Source organism: Pseudoalteromonas sp. SG44-1, assembly GCF_014164315.1.
GTDB lineage: Bacteria > Pseudomonadota > Gammaproteobacteria > Enterobacterales > Alteromonadaceae > Pseudoalteromonas > Pseudoalteromonas rhizosphaerae.
In genome coordinates this window covers 1-16,706 of sequence record NZ_JACJEW010000046.1, presented here as the reverse complement: position 1 = coordinate 16,706, position 16,706 = coordinate 1, and the positions used below count along the sequence as shown (strand labels likewise).

Annotated in this window: 12 protein-coding genes; all 12 read left to right on the top strand. The window is 40.7% G+C overall.

What is annotated here, in order from left to right:
* Position 1: 1 nt before the first annotated feature.
* Positions 2-2,740 (top strand): type VI secretion system ATPase TssH, encoded by a 2,739-nt coding sequence (gene tssH, locus H5187_RS17840; protein ID WP_182794897.1) that lies wholly within the window; start codon positions 2-4, stop codon positions 2,738-2,740.
* A 34-nt stretch (positions 2,741-2,774) separates the two neighbouring features.
* Positions 2,775-4,796, top strand: a complete 2,022-nt coding sequence (locus H5187_RS17835) for a type VI secretion system Vgr family protein (protein ID WP_182719407.1) — start codon at positions 2,775-2,777, stop codon at positions 4,794-4,796.
* 17 nt (positions 4,797-4,813) lie between these two features.
* Entirely contained in the window at positions 4,814-5,230 is a 417-nt protein-coding gene (locus tag H5187_RS17830) for a hypothetical protein (protein WP_182719402.1), read from the top strand.
* A 4-nt stretch (positions 5,231-5,234) separates the two neighbouring features.
* Positions 5,235-6,404, top strand: coding sequence for a hypothetical protein (locus tag H5187_RS17825; RefSeq protein ID WP_145242475.1), 1,170 nt, complete (start codon positions 5,235-5,237; stop codon positions 6,402-6,404).
* The gene (locus tag H5187_RS17820; RefSeq protein ID WP_182785200.1) at positions 6,394-7,428 is read left to right on the top strand and encodes a DUF2169 domain-containing protein; all 1,035 of its coding nucleotides are present in this window, start codon (positions 6,394-6,396) and stop codon (positions 7,426-7,428) included. The genes H5187_RS17825 and H5187_RS17820 overlap by 11 nt, the downstream gene beginning before the upstream one ends.
* A 1-nt stretch (position 7,429) precedes the next feature.
* A complete protein-coding gene (locus tag H5187_RS17815; protein ID WP_182798121.1) occupies positions 7,430-8,335 on the top strand; it encodes a hypothetical protein in 906 nt (301 codons plus the stop codon).
* Positions 8,335-9,360 (top strand): DUF4150 domain-containing protein, encoded by a 1,026-nt coding sequence (locus tag H5187_RS17810; RefSeq protein WP_182719404.1) that lies wholly within the window; start codon positions 8,335-8,337, stop codon positions 9,358-9,360. The genes H5187_RS17815 and H5187_RS17810 overlap by 1 nt, the downstream gene beginning before the upstream one ends.
* The gene (locus tag H5187_RS17805; RefSeq protein ID WP_182719405.1) at positions 9,357-13,205 is read left to right on the top strand and encodes a hypothetical protein; all 3,849 of its coding nucleotides are present in this window, start codon (positions 9,357-9,359) and stop codon (positions 13,203-13,205) included. Before H5187_RS17810 ends, H5187_RS17805 begins: the two co-directional genes overlap by 4 nt.
* 4 nt (positions 13,206-13,209) lie before the next feature.
* Complete coding sequence (locus tag H5187_RS17800; protein WP_182740949.1) at positions 13,210-14,133, top strand: hypothetical protein; 924 nt, start codon at positions 13,210-13,212, stop codon at positions 14,131-14,133.
* Positions 14,134-14,244: 111 nt separating this feature from the next.
* Positions 14,245-15,231, top strand: a complete 987-nt coding sequence (locus H5187_RS17795; RefSeq protein ID WP_182798120.1) for a hypothetical protein — start codon at positions 14,245-14,247, stop codon at positions 15,229-15,231.
* Positions 15,232-15,333: 102 nt separating this feature from the next.
* The gene (locus H5187_RS17790) at positions 15,334-16,317 is read left to right on the top strand and encodes a hypothetical protein (RefSeq protein WP_182798119.1); all 984 of its coding nucleotides are present in this window, start codon (positions 15,334-15,336) and stop codon (positions 16,315-16,317) included.
* Between the two features lie 96 nt (positions 16,318-16,413).
* Positions 16,414-16,706 (top strand): hypothetical protein (locus H5187_RS17785; protein ID WP_182798118.1); only part of this gene is annotated, 293 nt, incomplete at its 3' end.

The window sequence follows — 16,706 nt, the reverse complement described above, 5'->3', positions numbered from 1 at the left end:
AATGGATGCAAAAGGCATTAAACAACTTATCGACAAGCTAAATGGCCATACCGCGACCGCGCTTGAGTCTGCTGCAGGGTTTGCTAGCAGTCGTAGTCATTTTGAAGTGCTGCCTGAACACTTACTAATTAAGTTGATGGAAGAGGGCAGTAGTGGCGATTTAGAACAAATATTTCACTTTTTTAATATTAATCAAGATGCGGTATGGCATGAGTTGCTTGACTTTTTAAATCGCCAACCTGCGGGTAACCAAAGTAAGCCGGTGTTTTCTCGTCGTTTATATGAATGGTTAGAACGCGCATGGTTGAGCGCTAATGTGCAGCATAAAAGTGATTGGATCAACGGTGCTGCATTGCTTGATGCACTCACGGAGCTATTACCTTATAGCCCTGTGCTTCAATTACCAGCGTTGCTAGATAAAATTGACTCACGCTTTTTAGCCGAAAACCTCGATAAAATTTGTCAAAACTCAAGCGAGCGTTTAAACCCACAGGCAAAAACAGCTCAGCAAACGCAAAATAATGGCCAAAGTGAAGGTGGCGGCGCGCTTGATGAATATTGTGAAGATTTAACCGAAAAAGCTAAGCAAGGAAAAATTGATCCTGTACTCGGGCGAAACGACGAGATACGCATGATGGTGGATGTGTTATGTCGTCGTCGTAAAAACAACCCGATTTTAGTGGGTGATCCGGGGGTCGGTAAAACCGCCGTAGTAGAAGGTTTTGCACAGCGTATTATTGATGGTCAAGTACCTGATGAATTAAAAGGTGTGCGTTTATTAGTCTTAGACATGGGCTTATTACAAGCTGGCGCAGGTGTTAAAGGCGAGTTTGAGCGCCGTTTAAAAACAGTAATTGACGAAGTTAAAAACTCAACCACGCCGATCATTATGTTTATTGATGAAGCACACACCTTAATTGGTGCGGGTGGCGATGCCGGTATGAGCGATGCGGCTAATTTATTAAAACCCGCTCTTGCCAGAGGTGAATTACGCACAGTGGCAGCAACCACCTGGAGTGAGTATAAAAAGTACTTTGAGCGTGATGCCGCATTAGAGCGTCGTTTTCAACTGATCAAAGTCGATGAGCCAACGGAGCAAGCTGCGCAACTTATGCTAGCGGGTTTAAAAGATAAATATCAGCAACATCATAATATCCAAATTACCGATGATGCCATTGAAGCGGCTGTTGTATTGTCAGCTCGTTATATCACAGGTCGTCAGTTACCAGATAAAGCAATTGACGTACTTGATACAGCAGCAGCTCGCGTCAGAATGTCGTTTGCAACTGATCCAGCTGCAATTGAATCTGAGCGAGAGCATATAAATTATTTACAAACTCGGATTGCCAGTATTGCCAGTGAAAGCGAGCAAGGTTTAGCTGTCGATATGGATAAGTTATTGTACTTACAGCAAGAGTTAAATACTGCACAAGATAAACTTGCTGCATTAACCAGTGCTCGTGAGTCACAAATTGCCACTTTAAGCCAGATCAACGAATTTAAACAAGCAACCAATGCAAGCGAACAAGACAGTGCTGCACTACTTAGCTTGCGCCAAACTTTAAAAGAGCAAAACAGTCAAGATAATGGCTTATTTAGCGAAGTAGATGCTGATGCAGTGGCACAAATAATTTCTCAGTGGACCGGTGTACCTGTTGGTGCCATGGTTAAAGATCAGATCAGTAACCTCATTAATTTAGAATCGGCAATTGGTCAAGAAGTGATCGGGCAGCAAGCGGGTATGGCAAAAATTGCGCAAGCATTACGTGTCAGCAAAGCGGGGATCAGTAATGAACAAGGACCGTTAGGGGTCTTTTTACTTGCCGGACCCTCCGGTGTTGGTAAAACTGAAACAGCCCGCTGTTTAGCTAAGCAATTGTTTGGTGGCGAGAAGTTCTTAACCACTATCAATATGAGTGAATATCAAGAGTCGCATACAGTATCGCAGCTTAAAGGTTCACCTCCTGGTTATGTAGGTTACGGTGAAGGCGGTGTATTAACTGAAGCGGTAAGACAGCGCCCATACTCAGTAATTTTGCTTGATGAAGTAGAAAAAGCGCATAAAGATGTGCTTAACATGTTTTATCAAGTATTTGAACGCGGCAATATGCGTGATGGTGAAGGCCGTGAAATTGACTTCAAAAACACCGTGATCATCATGACGTCTAACTTAGGTTCAGCAGAGCTAATTGATGCATGCACACCACCAACAGTGATCGATTTGAGTCCAGAGCAAGACGATGATGTAGAACAACCGACTGAGCAGCAGCAAGCCATTAATGACGCACTCAATCCAACGGATGCACCGATTAATGAAGATGGTAGCCCATGGCAAGTGCCGTCAATTGGTGCGTTAAGTGAATTAATTAAGCCACAGTTACTACAATTCTTCGCACCAGCTTTACTTGCACGCATGCAAGTAGTGCCTTATTTAGCGCTTGATCAAGATGCACTGCAAGCAATTGTTAGTTTAAAACTAGAAGCGATTGCTAAGCGTCTTGCTACAAATCATAAAATGCAACTGCGTGTTGATGCAAGTGTATTGAGTAAGTTAACTCAGCAATGCCAGCTTTCAGACAGCGGTGCTCGGATGGTAAATGCAGTCATTGAAAGACAAATTTTACCGGGAATTGCTAAATCTATTTTGGAATATATGGCGCAAGAAGATATGCCAGATATTTTAACGTTAACGGTTGATGAGCAAGACGAAATCACCGCAATATTTGCCGATAACGCCTAATTTAATAGATAAAAAAGGATTGAAAATGGGACTCATGGACATCTTTAGTGAACATAAAGCGAATACCAGTCATTTTAGCGTAAGTATACAAGGCTTACCTGATGGCATGGTGCAGGTAACTGACTTCACATCAATTAATGATAGCTTATGTGAAGACTATGAATTTAATATTCAAGTATTGAGTCAGGAACATTTAACTGCGCAAACGTTGCTAGGTAAAGATGCCAGTTTGAGTTTGGTGTGGTCTATGACAGATCGGACTATCTCAGGTTTACTAAGTCGTTTTGTAGCCCATGGTAAAAGTCACCAAGGTTATCATTACACGTTAGTGTTGAGTTCTTATTTAACTTTACTTAAGCATCAACATTCCAATCGTGTTTTTACAGCGATGGATCCCGCTGCCATTATTAAAAGTGTGTTTAATAAAGCGGGCTTCCCAATGCAAAAATTTAGCATGCAAGCCAGCGGCCCTAGCCTCGATATGACAGTGCAATATAACGAAACTGATTATGAATTTGTTACGCGTTTAATGCGTAAACATGGCTTTGTTTATAGTTTTGTTGAGCAAACTGACGCGGATTGCACTTTTAAAGTATGCAATAGCAGCAAAGATATTGCCGCTCTGTTTGATGAAGTAAACTTAAGTTATGTGCCACCATCTGGGCAAGTACGTACTAGCGAAACAATCTTCGCAATTAGTCGCCAAGCCCAACTTCAGCCGCAAAGTATTGCGTTAAACGATTATAACTACCGCGCACCAGGTAATTTACAGGTATCGGCGCAAAATAGCGCTTCGCAACCAGGATTTGGTGAAGACAGTCATTATGGTAATAACTATGCAACTTCTGGCGAGGGCAATACGCTTGCTAAAACGCGTCAGCAAGCGTTTGATTGTCAACGAGAGCAATTGATTATCGACAGTGATTGCAGGGCGCTTAGACCAGGAATGATTTTAACTATTTATGATCATCCAGATCATAATGGCCAATATTTGGTTGTGCGTGTTGATCATAAGGGTAGCCAGCAAGCAGGTGTGGAATATGGCGCTAACGTAAAAGGCTTAACTTATAAAAATCAGGCGTACTTGGTCCCATCGGATCAACAGTTTAAAGCACAGTTACTTCCAGAAAGACGTGTATTTGCAACTTTTAACGCACTAGTAGAGCAAGAAATTGATGATGATGGTAATTACGTAGTAAAACTGCCATTTAATCAAGATGGTGAAGGCCAACAAAGCCGCCCAACACGCTTAATGCAACCTTATGGTGGCAGTGGTCATGGCATGCACTTTCCGCTTACACAAGGTACTGAGGTATTAGTTTGTGGCGAAAATGGCGATTTAGACAGACCCATTATTTTAGGTGCGTTATACAACCAAAATGCACCTAACCCAGTTACCAGCCAAAATCCGACCGAGAATAAGCTCGTTACTAAAGCTGGCCACAGTTTAATAATGGATGATAAAAAAGGCGAAGAAAAAATTAGCCTTGCTAATAAAAATAATAAAAACCAACTATTACTCGATGCCACCAATGGCGCACATCAAGCAACGCTTAAGTCTGTAGATGGCGATGTAAAAATATCAGCGAAAGAAAATCTGCAATTTGTTGCTGAAAACGACGCCACCTTTACGGTTGCCAATGACTTTACTACGCGGGTAGAGAATAACTTGCAAATGCAAACCCGCGAAGGGGATATCACAGTAACATCGGCGGCAGATTTAACCCTCAAAGCCACCTCAAACACACGTATTGAAGCAACCGATGGCAGCTTAGAGCTTAAAGCGGATCAAGAGCTTAAATTACAAGGTGAACAAGATGTTAGCGCATATTCGGTTGACGGCAATTTAGAACTGCAAGCCCCCAATGGCGATATAGAAATTAGTAGTGGCGCAAATATTACCATTAAAGCGGATGGTCAAGGATCACTGCAATTGAGTCAAGGCGGTGCGAGTATTGAAATTGATGCCGGTGGTAACTTAACCATTGATGCGACAAGTATTACTTTATCGGCCAGTAATATCGCCGTGAAAGGCAGTGCAATTAGTAATAACTAGTTGAAAAGGAGTTTATTATGAGCGCTCAGATCCAAAGTATATTCAATCACGATCAACATTTAGCGTGTGTGAGTCGTGTCGACAGTTTTGGCCGTGTAAAAGCGGTATTAATTAATAATGTTGAACATCAAGTTATTGCGCAAGGCGCACATGTCAGCATCGCAGAAGTAGGGGCTAATGTATTACTTGTACATAGCGCACAAGGCTTTATTGTAACGGCGCTCTTAGCGCAAGCGGATCAAGCACCTGCCGCGCAAATTAATAATTCGCAAGGGCATATCGTTATTGAAGCCCAGCAAAGTGTTAGCCTACAAACGGCCAAGGGTAGTGTTGAGGTATATGCAGACGGCACTATCGTGCTTGAAGGGCAAGATATTACAGCAAACAGCGAGCAAGACCTTACCTTGGCTGGCTGGCCAATTAGGCTTAATTAGCACTATGTTCGCACCTGTATATAAAGTAAAACTTCATAATCAGCGCCTCACCACCTTGTTAAAGCACCGGCAAAAGCTGTTGCAGCAAGGGGCGTTTTCGTTGGCACGTTTTAGCGTGATCGACACGCAAATGCTCAATCATTTATATACCTTAAGTGAGTTGGCAGGCGAAGCGCCAACAGATTATTTTTCAGCGCAAAACTTAACCCAAGTAAGCGAGTTAACATGGCAGGCTTTGTGTGAACTTGCACAGCAAAATAGCGAACATAGTGAAGTATATCGTTTAATAGCGGCTGATTTATTCATTACTGCTATTGATGACTTTACTGCCTACTTTCATAGCTTAAGAGGCAGTGAGCAATTAGCGCAGTGTGAATTACTTCAACATAATTTAAAGCATTGGCAGCTTAACGATTTAAAAGCGCTACGCACCAGTGTACTTGAGGGTAAAGAAAAACCCCAAAATGTGGTTAAAACCTTATTATTTTCACAACCTCTTACAACCAGTGAATTACTCGCAGCGGTATTACACAAAGATTTTGAGATTGCCTTTGCTGCGTTAGTAAATAGTTATTGTGCAGGGCATGACGATGTAAGCGATAAGCTATTTAAAGTGTTTGCAAAAACCGCAGATGAACAGCAAAAAGCACAATTACTCGCTTTAGCGGGTTTACTTAATGACACGCGTTGGTACGAACCCTGTGCATTATTTTGCAAAGCAAATCCAGAGCACTGCTCGTTTGTATTAAGTCATTTTGTTTATAAACAAGCGCTGCCATTGGTAATGGATTTAATGACCATCGCAGTAACACAACCAAGTGCTTATGCAGCGTGGCTCACATTAACAGATAGGCCGCTTGCCAAAGCTGAAAAAATGTCAGTCGTCAGTGATAACAATGCAGTAAAACCGCAAAGCGGCATTAACCTTGATGATGCCGAGCACGTAAGGCAAGCGTTTGCAATGCAAGCAGGTGAGCAACTTTTAATGGGCATTAGTTTTACCAAAGCCAATAGCGCACAAAAACTCGCTAAATTAGCAGGCTCTTTAGTACAACGTGTTATTGCCCCTCATTTTGATTTAACAAGTGCATGTGGTTTATTTCATGTCCAGCAAAGTGCATCGCAGTGGCAATTACTGTTAAGTGAAAAAGTGGAGAACGTTCATGCTTCATAATCTTTCTCCTTGGCAAGCCAGCACGTTTAGCGGCTGGTTAGAAGACAGTACTGAAGGTCAAGTGGTGGTGGTAAAACAAAGCTTTGAGTTTGATGAGCAAGGCAACGTTACAGCCATTGAACCCGGTCCTGAGATTGTTATTGCTGATGATTACCAAGGCGATCCTAACAGCTCACCGATTTGTGAAGTAAACGAGCAGGTGGCTTTTAAGTATGGCTTTGAAGTATATGGTAATTGCACAGCTTATCCGCCAAAAGGAAAAGACGCGCGCGTTATTGAGGTTGAGCTGGGCCTTGATTCGCCTTCGCAACCTTTGTTTAAAAAGCGTTTACGTGTAACCGGAGCGCGTTATTGGCGACGCTCGTTGCTTGGACCAGTCGCTACAGATCCAGATATTATTACCCCAGTGGCACTCAATTATATGCAGGCTTTTGGTGGCAAAGAGCTAAATAACGAGAGCAACACGTTCTTAGAAAACCCAATCGGCCGTGGTTTTAAACTTAAAAATAAGCACGCGGTTGGCCAGCAGTTACCCAGTGTTGAATACGCTAACTCATTACTTAGAAAACCTAGCCACAGCACACCGGTCGCAAGCTTTTCGGCCATACCAAGCCATTGGTCGCCACGAGTTGAACGCTTACCAGAAATAGACGAAACAGCACTTATGGCGGGAGAGTACCCGTTTAAAACAACACAGCCAAAAGATTTATACAACACAGCGCCCATTGATCAGCAAGTTGCAGCCGAGTTTGGCAAAGGCTGGGCGTGTCAGTTAACAGGGCTTTATCCATTACAACAATACGGACAACAACAACGTATAGAACTGCCGTACCAAAAACCTATTGTGGAAGTGGTAAATACACTAGCCCGAGAGCGGCTAACCATGCGCTGCGACACCTTAGTAATTGATTCCGACGCCCAGTGCTTTTCTCTGCTTTGGCGCGGTCATATTAGTCTTGAAAAAGTAGGCGCAAATAGTCAAATACTCGTTGCCTCAGAACAAAATAGCGGTAAAGAAAATTAATATGAAACAACTTACTTTTGACAGTCTTTATCATATTAATGCTGCCGGCTGTACATCAAGCAGCTTGTATACTGCAGTGGCTAATAAAATGCTTTTTTCTAAACCAAGTAAAGCATTAATTCGATGTGATATTAGTTTAGATGCGCCGTATATTTTTGTTGAAATAGACGAACTTGCGCAACTCGATAGAGTCACGCGCTGTTTATTAATGCTCTCGCACCTACTTGAGCAAGTTGATATAGCCACGTTAAGGCAAACAAACCGCATTAGCCAAATTGTATTTTTACTGCCCGTTGATGAAATTGAACAGCCACTGATAAGCGATGAAACACTCGCTGAGCTACTCCAAGAGTGTATTGCAGAACAAATACCCGCCTATTCACAGATGCCAACATGTGACTTAACCACCATAAACAACGACACCTTAGTAATCGCTGTGGATTCATGTAATAGCTATCAATATGTGAGTGAACAAGCTAAACGCTGCACCGTGCAAGTATTAAACGGCCCACCGGGCGTTATATATGGCGAAGGTGGATATGCACTGTTAATACACCCGCAAGGCAAGCTTACCGCGCAATTATATGACGGCCAAATGACGGCTCAATTAGCGCAGGCCAATTGCACCAGCCAAGACCGTTATTTATTTGCGGGCGAACAATCACTTACTTGGCAAAAAAAATGGTTTGCTTACACACAAAAATTGTACAAAAAAGGCCAGCCGCTCATTGAGTGTGCAGAGTTAGCAACGACGATAGGCCATCAAGGTAATGCAAACTCATTAGCGGCACTTACACTAGCACAAAGCTATTTATGCAACCCGCTTACGCGCTCACTTGAGCAGGTATTTGTTATTTTTAATGCACCTAATGAGCAGCTAGTCAAAATTTCAAGGAGTGAAAAATAATGCCTTATATTAACGCCGCAGCAGGCAAACAAACAGGCAGCGTACAATATGATATTGATGCGCTGAGCGCTGATGTGCGCACCGGTGGCTCAGTAACATGGCGACATAACAACTCAACATTGCTAGGGCTTAACAATAGCGCCCGCAGTAATGGTGCGCTAGGTAAAGCTAACGGTATCGCTATTTTTGAAGATAAAGCCAGTGGTGACGCCGCCTTTTTAGCTGAGATTGCCAGGCCAAAATACCGCGAGAAAACCCTCGGTGAAATGGTAAATATTTTTATACCTGATTATATTATTCCACCGCCACAATGGGATAGCCAAAAAAACGAACCTAGGCTGCCATGGAATGAACCGCAAACTAATATGGATGTAAATAAACCCGTTAGTAACGCGCAAGCATTCTTAGATTTAGTATCAACGCATTTAGGTTGGCAAGCCGGTAACCAAGAGCAGCTTATTAAAGATACAGCTTCACAAGCACCACAAGTACAAGCTGTATCGGGGCAAAATGTGCTGATAAATGGTCGCACCGCTGTACATCAAGATAGTGGCGGTAAACTTATGACGGTGGATGTCTGCTTAACCACAATTGGGACTAGCGTTGTACCAATTCCATACGCAAATAAAGCGCAATCAAGTGACGTTACAGATGTTGCCAGCTCAGTAAAAGTCAATGGCAATGGCGCCGCTAATATAAATAGCACTTTTTCACAAAGCTCAGGTGACTCCCCTGGTGATAAAAAAGGCGTCGCGAGTAAGAAAAACGACGGTGAAGCTGAATTTATCATGGGCTCGTTTAATGTATTAATTGAAGGTAAACCCGCTGTACGCCAAGGTGACCCGATGATCTCCAATTCTAAAAACACCCCACCTGCGCCACTTATGCAATCAGGCGGCCCCGCACCAAGAGGGTTGAGCGTGCAAGTGAGGGATAGTTTGGCAGATAGACAAGGTGACAAACAAATAGTTATTAAAATATCAGGATCTGAAAAGTTAGATGAAGATGGAGTGTCAATCGTATGAGTGATGTTTGTAGCCCAGATCAAGTTTTAACTAAAGCCGCGCATCGAGAGCTTGTATTTGAAGGGATTGGTTCGGATGAAGAGAATTTATCACTTATTATTCGCGATGACAAAAATCCGAACGAAACAGACAAAGTCTATAAAATCCCTCTTTATCAAGCAAGAGCACAGCAAACAGGATCGAATGTTGCTGATATAGAATTAGTTTGTACCTACCCAATGATTTACGATACAAAAGATGAAAGCGATGATTATATTTCTAACTTATCTGCTGGGTATGTATATGTTTATGTAGATGGTTATCTATGGCGTGAACTTCAGGTTATTGTAGAAGAATGTGGTGTGGTTAAATTTAGAGATGTTAATTTAGCTTACCAGAAAGGTTTTTTACCATGGAAAAAAAATAAAAATAAAGCGTACGCAAAACAAGGAAGGCGAGACGCAACAGGGCAAGCGCTTAGCTCTATCATTGTCCCCAATAAGATTAAAGGTGCACAGTGTTCTGTTGAAATGGCATTCTCAGAAGTGCAATGGTCGTGGTCACAAATCTTAAAGTTAGGAGGAATGAATCCATCAGACCCAAGGCTAAATTATGGTGACCCATTAAGCAGTGAAGAAAGAGATTGCCCAAACAGAGGTGTTTCAACCACTGCTCGCAATAAAAGAATGCAGAGACTAGATAACTTATCTGACTTTGAAAATGGGTTCACACAGACGGGTATTATTAAAAATGGTGCGAAAATTCACCGCAAAATCCCACATATCGCAGCAGATAAATTCGCTAAAGTTATTTTAAATAATGGACTGTCTGTTGTTAGAAATTACGTTGATGCAATTTTAAAATTACAAGTTGAAATTGCCAGTACACTTTATGAGGTAAAAGGTGTAGAGCTTGGCCCCGATGGCCAAGAAGTTATTAAAGATCCCATTAAAAAAGCAAACTTTGAACTTGCTGAAAAGATGATAAACCGTTTTTATCAAATGAATGATGCCATTTTAGACGGTGATATTACCATCAAAGGTGATAAAGACGCGCAGAGACTTCAAGCTGAGCAACTCAAATTTGCAAATAAAATAAAAAATTGGCGTTCTAGCTGCTTAAATGAAACAAACTTAAAAACGTTTTTAAAATATGATCGTTTATTAGCCCTAGCGGATGAGATAAAAAGTCAGCAGCTAGTGCTTATCGAAATTTTAGAACAAGATATTAACACTGTTAAGTTTGTGCATTGTATGGAGGATTTTGCATATCATTACAACGCACATTATGCGTCGGGCTTTGATGTAATAAAAGATATTGCTTTAGTATTAAAAATTCACCCAGCGAGTCAGTTTCCAACAATCATACTCGATAAAGGGGATTGGGATAACTTAACAACATCTACAACCACCTCCTCTATTATGTTAAAACTTGTAGGTGAACACCCATCAGAGCCAGCGCATCCTATTTCTGAATTATTTTTTGGTAAGCCGAAAAAACCTGCAACGGCAACTAAGCCCGCCGGTATAGAACTAGACCCACAAGATCACAGTGATAAATTCAATCCCAAATTTAGTATTGAACGCATCCAAATGGTTGCAGAAGATAACTCCTTTAACGAAGGTGACAAGGAAGCAGTTGAACAAATCGGTAGGCGACTAGCACAAGCACTTATGGGGATGGCGACAGGGTATTTAGATTTATCACTCATCGCAAGCGCCAACCAAGGGCAAGCACAAACAGCTGCTGCATTTAATAAACAAGTCCAAAGCGAAAAGTCAGCGGGTATAGCGCAACAAGAGCAGTTAAAAAAACAAGCTGAATTACAAACAGCGCAAAAGCAGAAATTAAAAGCAAAACTGAGCCAAGCAGAGCAAGTATTAGCTAATAAAGTTAAAGGGCTAAATAAAACAGATGCAGAATATAGAAGACAACATGCTTTAGCTAAACCTGAAATTGACAAATTAAAAGCTGAACTTGGCGCGGTTGATAGCAAATTAAATAAAGCACAAAAATCATTACGCAATATAAATAATAAATTGGCTCATATTGAATTAGAGTTAGCGCAAACAGGCAGTGCTAAGTTAAGTAAAAATAAAGGTTTAATGGCAGCGCTACGAATAATAAATCAATTAGAGAATGGTCAATTTACCGTACTTGAAATGACTGCCCAAGATTACCATAACGGTAAGTTTTCAAAAGGGTTTATTCCCCTAAATGCAAGAGCAAGGGCTGAGATTGCGCAAGAATTAAGTAAAGAAATTAGGGATCTAGTGCGTGCGCAAAATCGTAGTCGTACAAACATTACCACCGCACGCGGGCCAATCAATGCCACGGTAGATGATGTTATGCATTTGCGAAACAAACTAACCCACCTACTGGACATAGCAGATAAAGCCCAAGGTGTCTTAGCGGGGGAAGGGGCATCACAACTAAAGCTTGATGTTATCGCATTAAAAGAAACGGTCGATGCAAAGCAACTAAATGTTACATCACTAAAAGATGAAATTGCGCAATTGGAAAACAATCAATTAAAGTTAGCGGATGATGTACGCACAAACCAACGTTTAAACCAAAAGCTAGCTGAACTTGCAACGGCGACTGAGCATTTAGCGAATCAAAGGTTTTTATCCAATACAAGTGTAAATAGGTTAAGTCGCGCAAATATTGGTATTTTGGGTGCAGTTGGCTTATTTGAGGTATTAAATTTAACCCGAAGTATTGAGCAGTTCGAGTTAACGGCTAAAAGCGTAAAAGTGTTTGCTGGTGGCGCACTCGATTTTACCGCTGTGGTACTGACCCTTGTTCGTGAATCCTATGTAATGAAATACGGTATGCCAACAGGTGAGCAAATGACAGCCTTAATAAGCGGTGATTTAAGTGTACCGCAAGGGGTTCGACGTGTTTATTGGTACTCAGTATCTATGTATGCCGCGAATATTGTTGCGTCAATTTACAGTGGTGCTACGAGCTTTATAGATGGCTACGATGCCATTAAACGAGGCGATAATGACGCCGCGTTTGGTTTATTAACCATTGGGGTCGGTTTTACTTTGATGACGGTGGGTGACGCCATTGCACTAAGAGGTCTCCTTTTAGGAATTAAAGTGGGTTCACGATTAGGCTGGATTGGCCTGATTATTGTGTTGGTTGGTGCTGTTATTTACTATTTATTTGTTGATGATGAAATAGAAGCCTGGATGAAAATCAGCCCGTGGGGCACAGATGCCTATGGCGATGATAACAGTAGTAGTTGGAAAACACGCCCTGATTATGCCCTACAAGATTTTGCGCAATTAACCATAGCGCCACAAGTACACAGTGATAATGTAGAAAAAGAGCAAGATATACATACTATTGCAACTGAGCGAGGTGCTATTACTACCTATGAAGATCCCACAGAAGCATATTTAATTTTAACCTGCCCAACAAACACGGCGTTTAATTTCATTGATGTTGAGCTTGACGTTAAACAAAGAGATAAAAAGAATGATGAATACCAAAATCTCGTTTTAGGTGATAGCGTTGGGCAAGGTCAAAATTGGCGACAAACATTTTGGGATAATGTGTTAGTGACTGATTTATCAAGTGGGCAAGGTGTACGGCTCGATGTAAATCAGTATAACTGCGCCGCCATATTTAAAGCGCTCAACACAACCAGAATCACGTTTAGACTACGTGTTAAAACGTATCCGAAAGGTAAAGGTGCGTCAGTGAGCACAGCCTTTGAAGATAATAAGTTTATATTACCAGTATCAAAACGCGATGAGTACGGCGAGCTTGAAATACCAAATAAATGGCTCACAACCGAAGTGAATTTATCACTATGGAATTATGCGCTAAAAGAAGAATTAGGACTTGAGTAACAATATGATAAACACCGAGCAAGTATCTGAATTACGCCCCCCTAAAAAACCAACTGACATGGGAAAGCACTACCGAAAAGTGGAAGTCAATTATGACAACTTGTTAGGAGTAAACGATATATATTCAACTGATGGTCGTTATTACGGCGTATTATTAATATCAAGTATGAGGGATATCTTCCAAACTGCTACCGTTTTTACGGCATTAGTTTTTTTTGGTGTTTCAATTTTTATGCAAATTACGACTTTATTTAAAGCTGCCAGTATGGAGCAGTTTTTAGGTGCACATTTTTTACACCCTTTGTTTATCCTAGGGCAAGTCTTGTTATTAATTATTGCTTTTGTTTATCACCGTAAAGCGAGGATCCCTCGAGGTAAATTAGTCGTGTTTGATCGAAAAACCGGCAATGTAAATTTCCCTGCGTTTGGTGGCAACCCAGAACTAGTTATACCATTTGAAGAAGTTGAAATGTATCGAGGCTCGTTAGGCTTTAGTTTGGGAAGAGGCATGCCTGTTACAAGTTTAATCCCTAAAAAATACCCTAAGCATGGTAAAAGGGATTGCCAATACATAGTCGCGTTTGCTGATAGCTACGATGGGGCTTGTCAATCGTGGACATTATTAACGGAGTTTATGGATAAAAATAAACCAATCCCTTTTGGGTTGTTACAGTCTGTTCAACACCATTTAAATAAGGGAAATAGTGTTACATGGAGAGGTGATAAAATTGGTCCCTATATGGATAAGTATCCGCTCGATCCTGTCATAAAAAATAACTATAAGTATGTTTATCACGAAAATCGTGATGCAACAGAAGAGTACCCGAGGGATGAAGTTAATTATGTTATTGCGCCCTTTAGTGATGACCCCGTATTGCTAGAGAAAAATATAAAACGTGCGTACGAGCTCAATATTTTACTTTTGTGATTCAGGTTAAATAAAAACAGGTTTACAAGCCAACCGCTCTTTAACAATCAGAAAAGGAATTCAAACCTAGGCGGTGTATGCTGCCTAGGTTTATTAAAGCAAAGGAACCTGATGCAAAAAAATAATTACCTTGGTGTTGGAATAATGGCAAAGAAAACGAGGTTTAATCGTTTTTTTGAATATCGTAGTATAAAAAATATATATCACGAATTTAAAGGCCTGTGTTTTTTATATGATTGGCTTGATACGAACAAGTTATATGAAAATCAGCGCGAAAAATACAAGCTTGTCCCTTGTGGTAATAACCCTATAAAAGCCATATTATTCGGTCCAATGGCCATTGGAGCTGTATTAAGCTTAATTACATTAATTAGTATCTTATCACTTCCATTTTATGATGAAGGTGAAAATTTTCAGTGGTGGATACCACTGGTTACCTTTTGCTGGAACTTATTGTTCTTAAATTTACTACCAATAACGGCTAGATATATACCTGATAAGATGATGTATCTTGACAGGCAAAACCAAACAGTCGGGTTTACTTTTGATATACCCGGTTGTGAACAACGAGATGACTTAGGTAACTGTTGCTTTAAATGGGAAGAGATTGTTTGCAGGCTAACCTCGAAAATGGGCGCGCCGGGTGTAATGAATTACTTTCCAGAAATTAGTCATATAGACCAAGAAAAGTACCCTAAAACAATAGTAACCGGTTCAGTTGTAGAGCTTTCAGCTAACCCTGTCCATTGTTATTTATTATGGGAGTGTTATGTGCGCTTTATGGATTTAAGTAAGCCATTGCCCGATGTGCCGGTATATGAACAACACCGACATTTAGATCCAATTACAGCAGAGTTTGATAAAAATAATAATCGTCCTTCAGACTTTTGGGTAGACTTCTCAATTGAACAGCAAATTGAAATTAGGGACGAAATTTTAGAAGATGCTTTTCCATTTGATTGGCTAAAAGGTAAAGTAAATGACGAAATAACGAAACCTTGGCAGCATTGGAAAGCAGAGCCTGAGCGCATAGAGCAATTAACGTGGAAATATAAAGTAAAGCGTTTACTAGTTCAACTTTTTATCGGCTTTCCGTGAAACGGCTTAAGTTTCAGAGTCCATGATACGTTAACAATCAGAAAAGGAATTCAAACGAGGCACTTTAAAGTGCCAAGGTTGATTAAACAATAAGGATATTAAATGCAAAATAATGACTACCTAGCCGTTGATATCATGAGTAAAAAAACGCGATATAATCGCTTTTTTTACCCTGAAAGATTAAATAGCCTCAAGAAAAAATTTAAAGGCTTATGCTATTTATATGATTTACCTACAAAAAAGCAAAAAGTAATTCAAAAACACCCAGAGCGATATAAAATAGAAATGTGCGGAAATAGCCCAATTAGAGTTATATTGTTTGGCCCAATCATAATCGGCTTTGTTTTAAGTTTGTTACTATTACTATCTTGTATTGTGATGACATATTCGGATGAACCTTATCATTGGTGGGTGCCCGCACTTACTTTTTCTTGGAACCTGTTTTTTCTTAACTTATTACCACTAACAGAGAGTTACCTCCCTAAAAAGCAAATATATTTTGACAGAAAAAAACAGTTAGTCGGCTTTACTTATAAGATACCCGGTTGTGAAGAGCGTGATGAGCTGGGTAATTGCTGTTTTAAATGGGCTGATATTGTATGCCACCTTGATATAGTGGCAACACGCCCGGGTGTAATGGGGTTTGTGCCTTTTATTAGTCATATTGATGAGGATAAATACCCTGAGACTAAAATAGCTGTTCAAGTGCCTGATAACTCAAATAACCCGATGAACTGCTATTTATATTGGGAACGAGTAGTGCGGTTTATGGATAACAACCAACCACTGCCTGATGTGCCTGAGTATGAAAACTACCGCCACCTTGATGAATTAACTGCTGAATTTGATAAGCAAAATGACAGACCCAATAATTTTTGGAGTGATTTTTCGCTTGCTCAACAAGTCGAAATTTGGCAGAAATTCAATAAAGAGGCTGCGCATTTTAATTGGCTTAGAGCTACACCGAACGAAGAAATAACCAAACCTTGGCTGCATTTTAAAGGTGAGCCTGAGCGTATCGAAAAACTAACATGGAAATACAAAGCAAAGCGCTTAGCACTGCAGTTGTTTATGGGAATACCTTGAACATCTTATAATTAGAATAGGAGTTAAAATGGGTGTCTAGCTTATTTCCAATGACGTCGAAGATGCAAAAAATATGCAGAAATGATACAACTTCAAATGTCACGTTACACAAAGCATCGAGTATTTAAACAAATCCCCCTTAATTCCCCCATATTAGTAGATGCGATATGGATGCTTCAGCCTGCTCGAACAGGTTGGCAAGCTGAAATAAATTACAATGCATTTTTGACTGAATTTGGTTTGCAGCCAGGCGACCAGATAGAGCTCAAACTAGAAGCCACGGTGTACCCCAGTGGTAAAGGTCAACCAACAATTCAAGGGTTTAATAGTATTTATGGCTTACCAATCGAATATTACAAAGCAGGTGAAAAGCCAGGGTTCTTTTCTTG

Bases quoted from the DNA above. Each gene is read 5' to 3' on its own strand.
- tssH (WP_182794897.1), top strand. From the start codon at position 2: ATGGATGCAAAAGGCATTAAACAACTTATCGACAAGCTAAATGGCCAT.
- H5187_RS17835 (WP_182719407.1), top strand. From the start codon at position 2,775: ATGGACATCTTTAGTGAACATAAAGCGAATACCAGTCATTTTAGCGTA.
- H5187_RS17830 (WP_182719402.1), top strand. From the start codon at position 4,814: ATGAGCGCTCAGATCCAAAGTATATTCAATCACGATCAACATTTAGCG.
- H5187_RS17825 (WP_145242475.1), top strand. From the start codon at position 5,235: ATGTTCGCACCTGTATATAAAGTAAAACTTCATAATCAGCGCCTCACC.
- H5187_RS17820 (WP_182785200.1), top strand. From the start codon at position 6,394: ATGCTTCATAATCTTTCTCCTTGGCAAGCCAGCACGTTTAGCGGCTGG.
- H5187_RS17815 (WP_182798121.1), top strand. From the start codon at position 7,430: ATGAAACAACTTACTTTTGACAGTCTTTATCATATTAATGCTGCCGGC.
- H5187_RS17810 (WP_182719404.1), top strand. From the start codon at position 8,335: ATGCCTTATATTAACGCCGCAGCAGGCAAACAAACAGGCAGCGTACAA.
- H5187_RS17805 (WP_182719405.1), top strand. From the start codon at position 9,357: ATGAGTGATGTTTGTAGCCCAGATCAAGTTTTAACTAAAGCCGCGCAT.
- H5187_RS17800 (WP_182740949.1), top strand. From the start codon at position 13,210: ATGATAAACACCGAGCAAGTATCTGAATTACGCCCCCCTAAAAAACCA.
- H5187_RS17795 (WP_182798120.1), top strand. From the start codon at position 14,245: ATGCAAAAAAATAATTACCTTGGTGTTGGAATAATGGCAAAGAAAACG.
- H5187_RS17790 (WP_182798119.1), top strand. From the start codon at position 15,334: ATGCAAAATAATGACTACCTAGCCGTTGATATCATGAGTAAAAAAACG.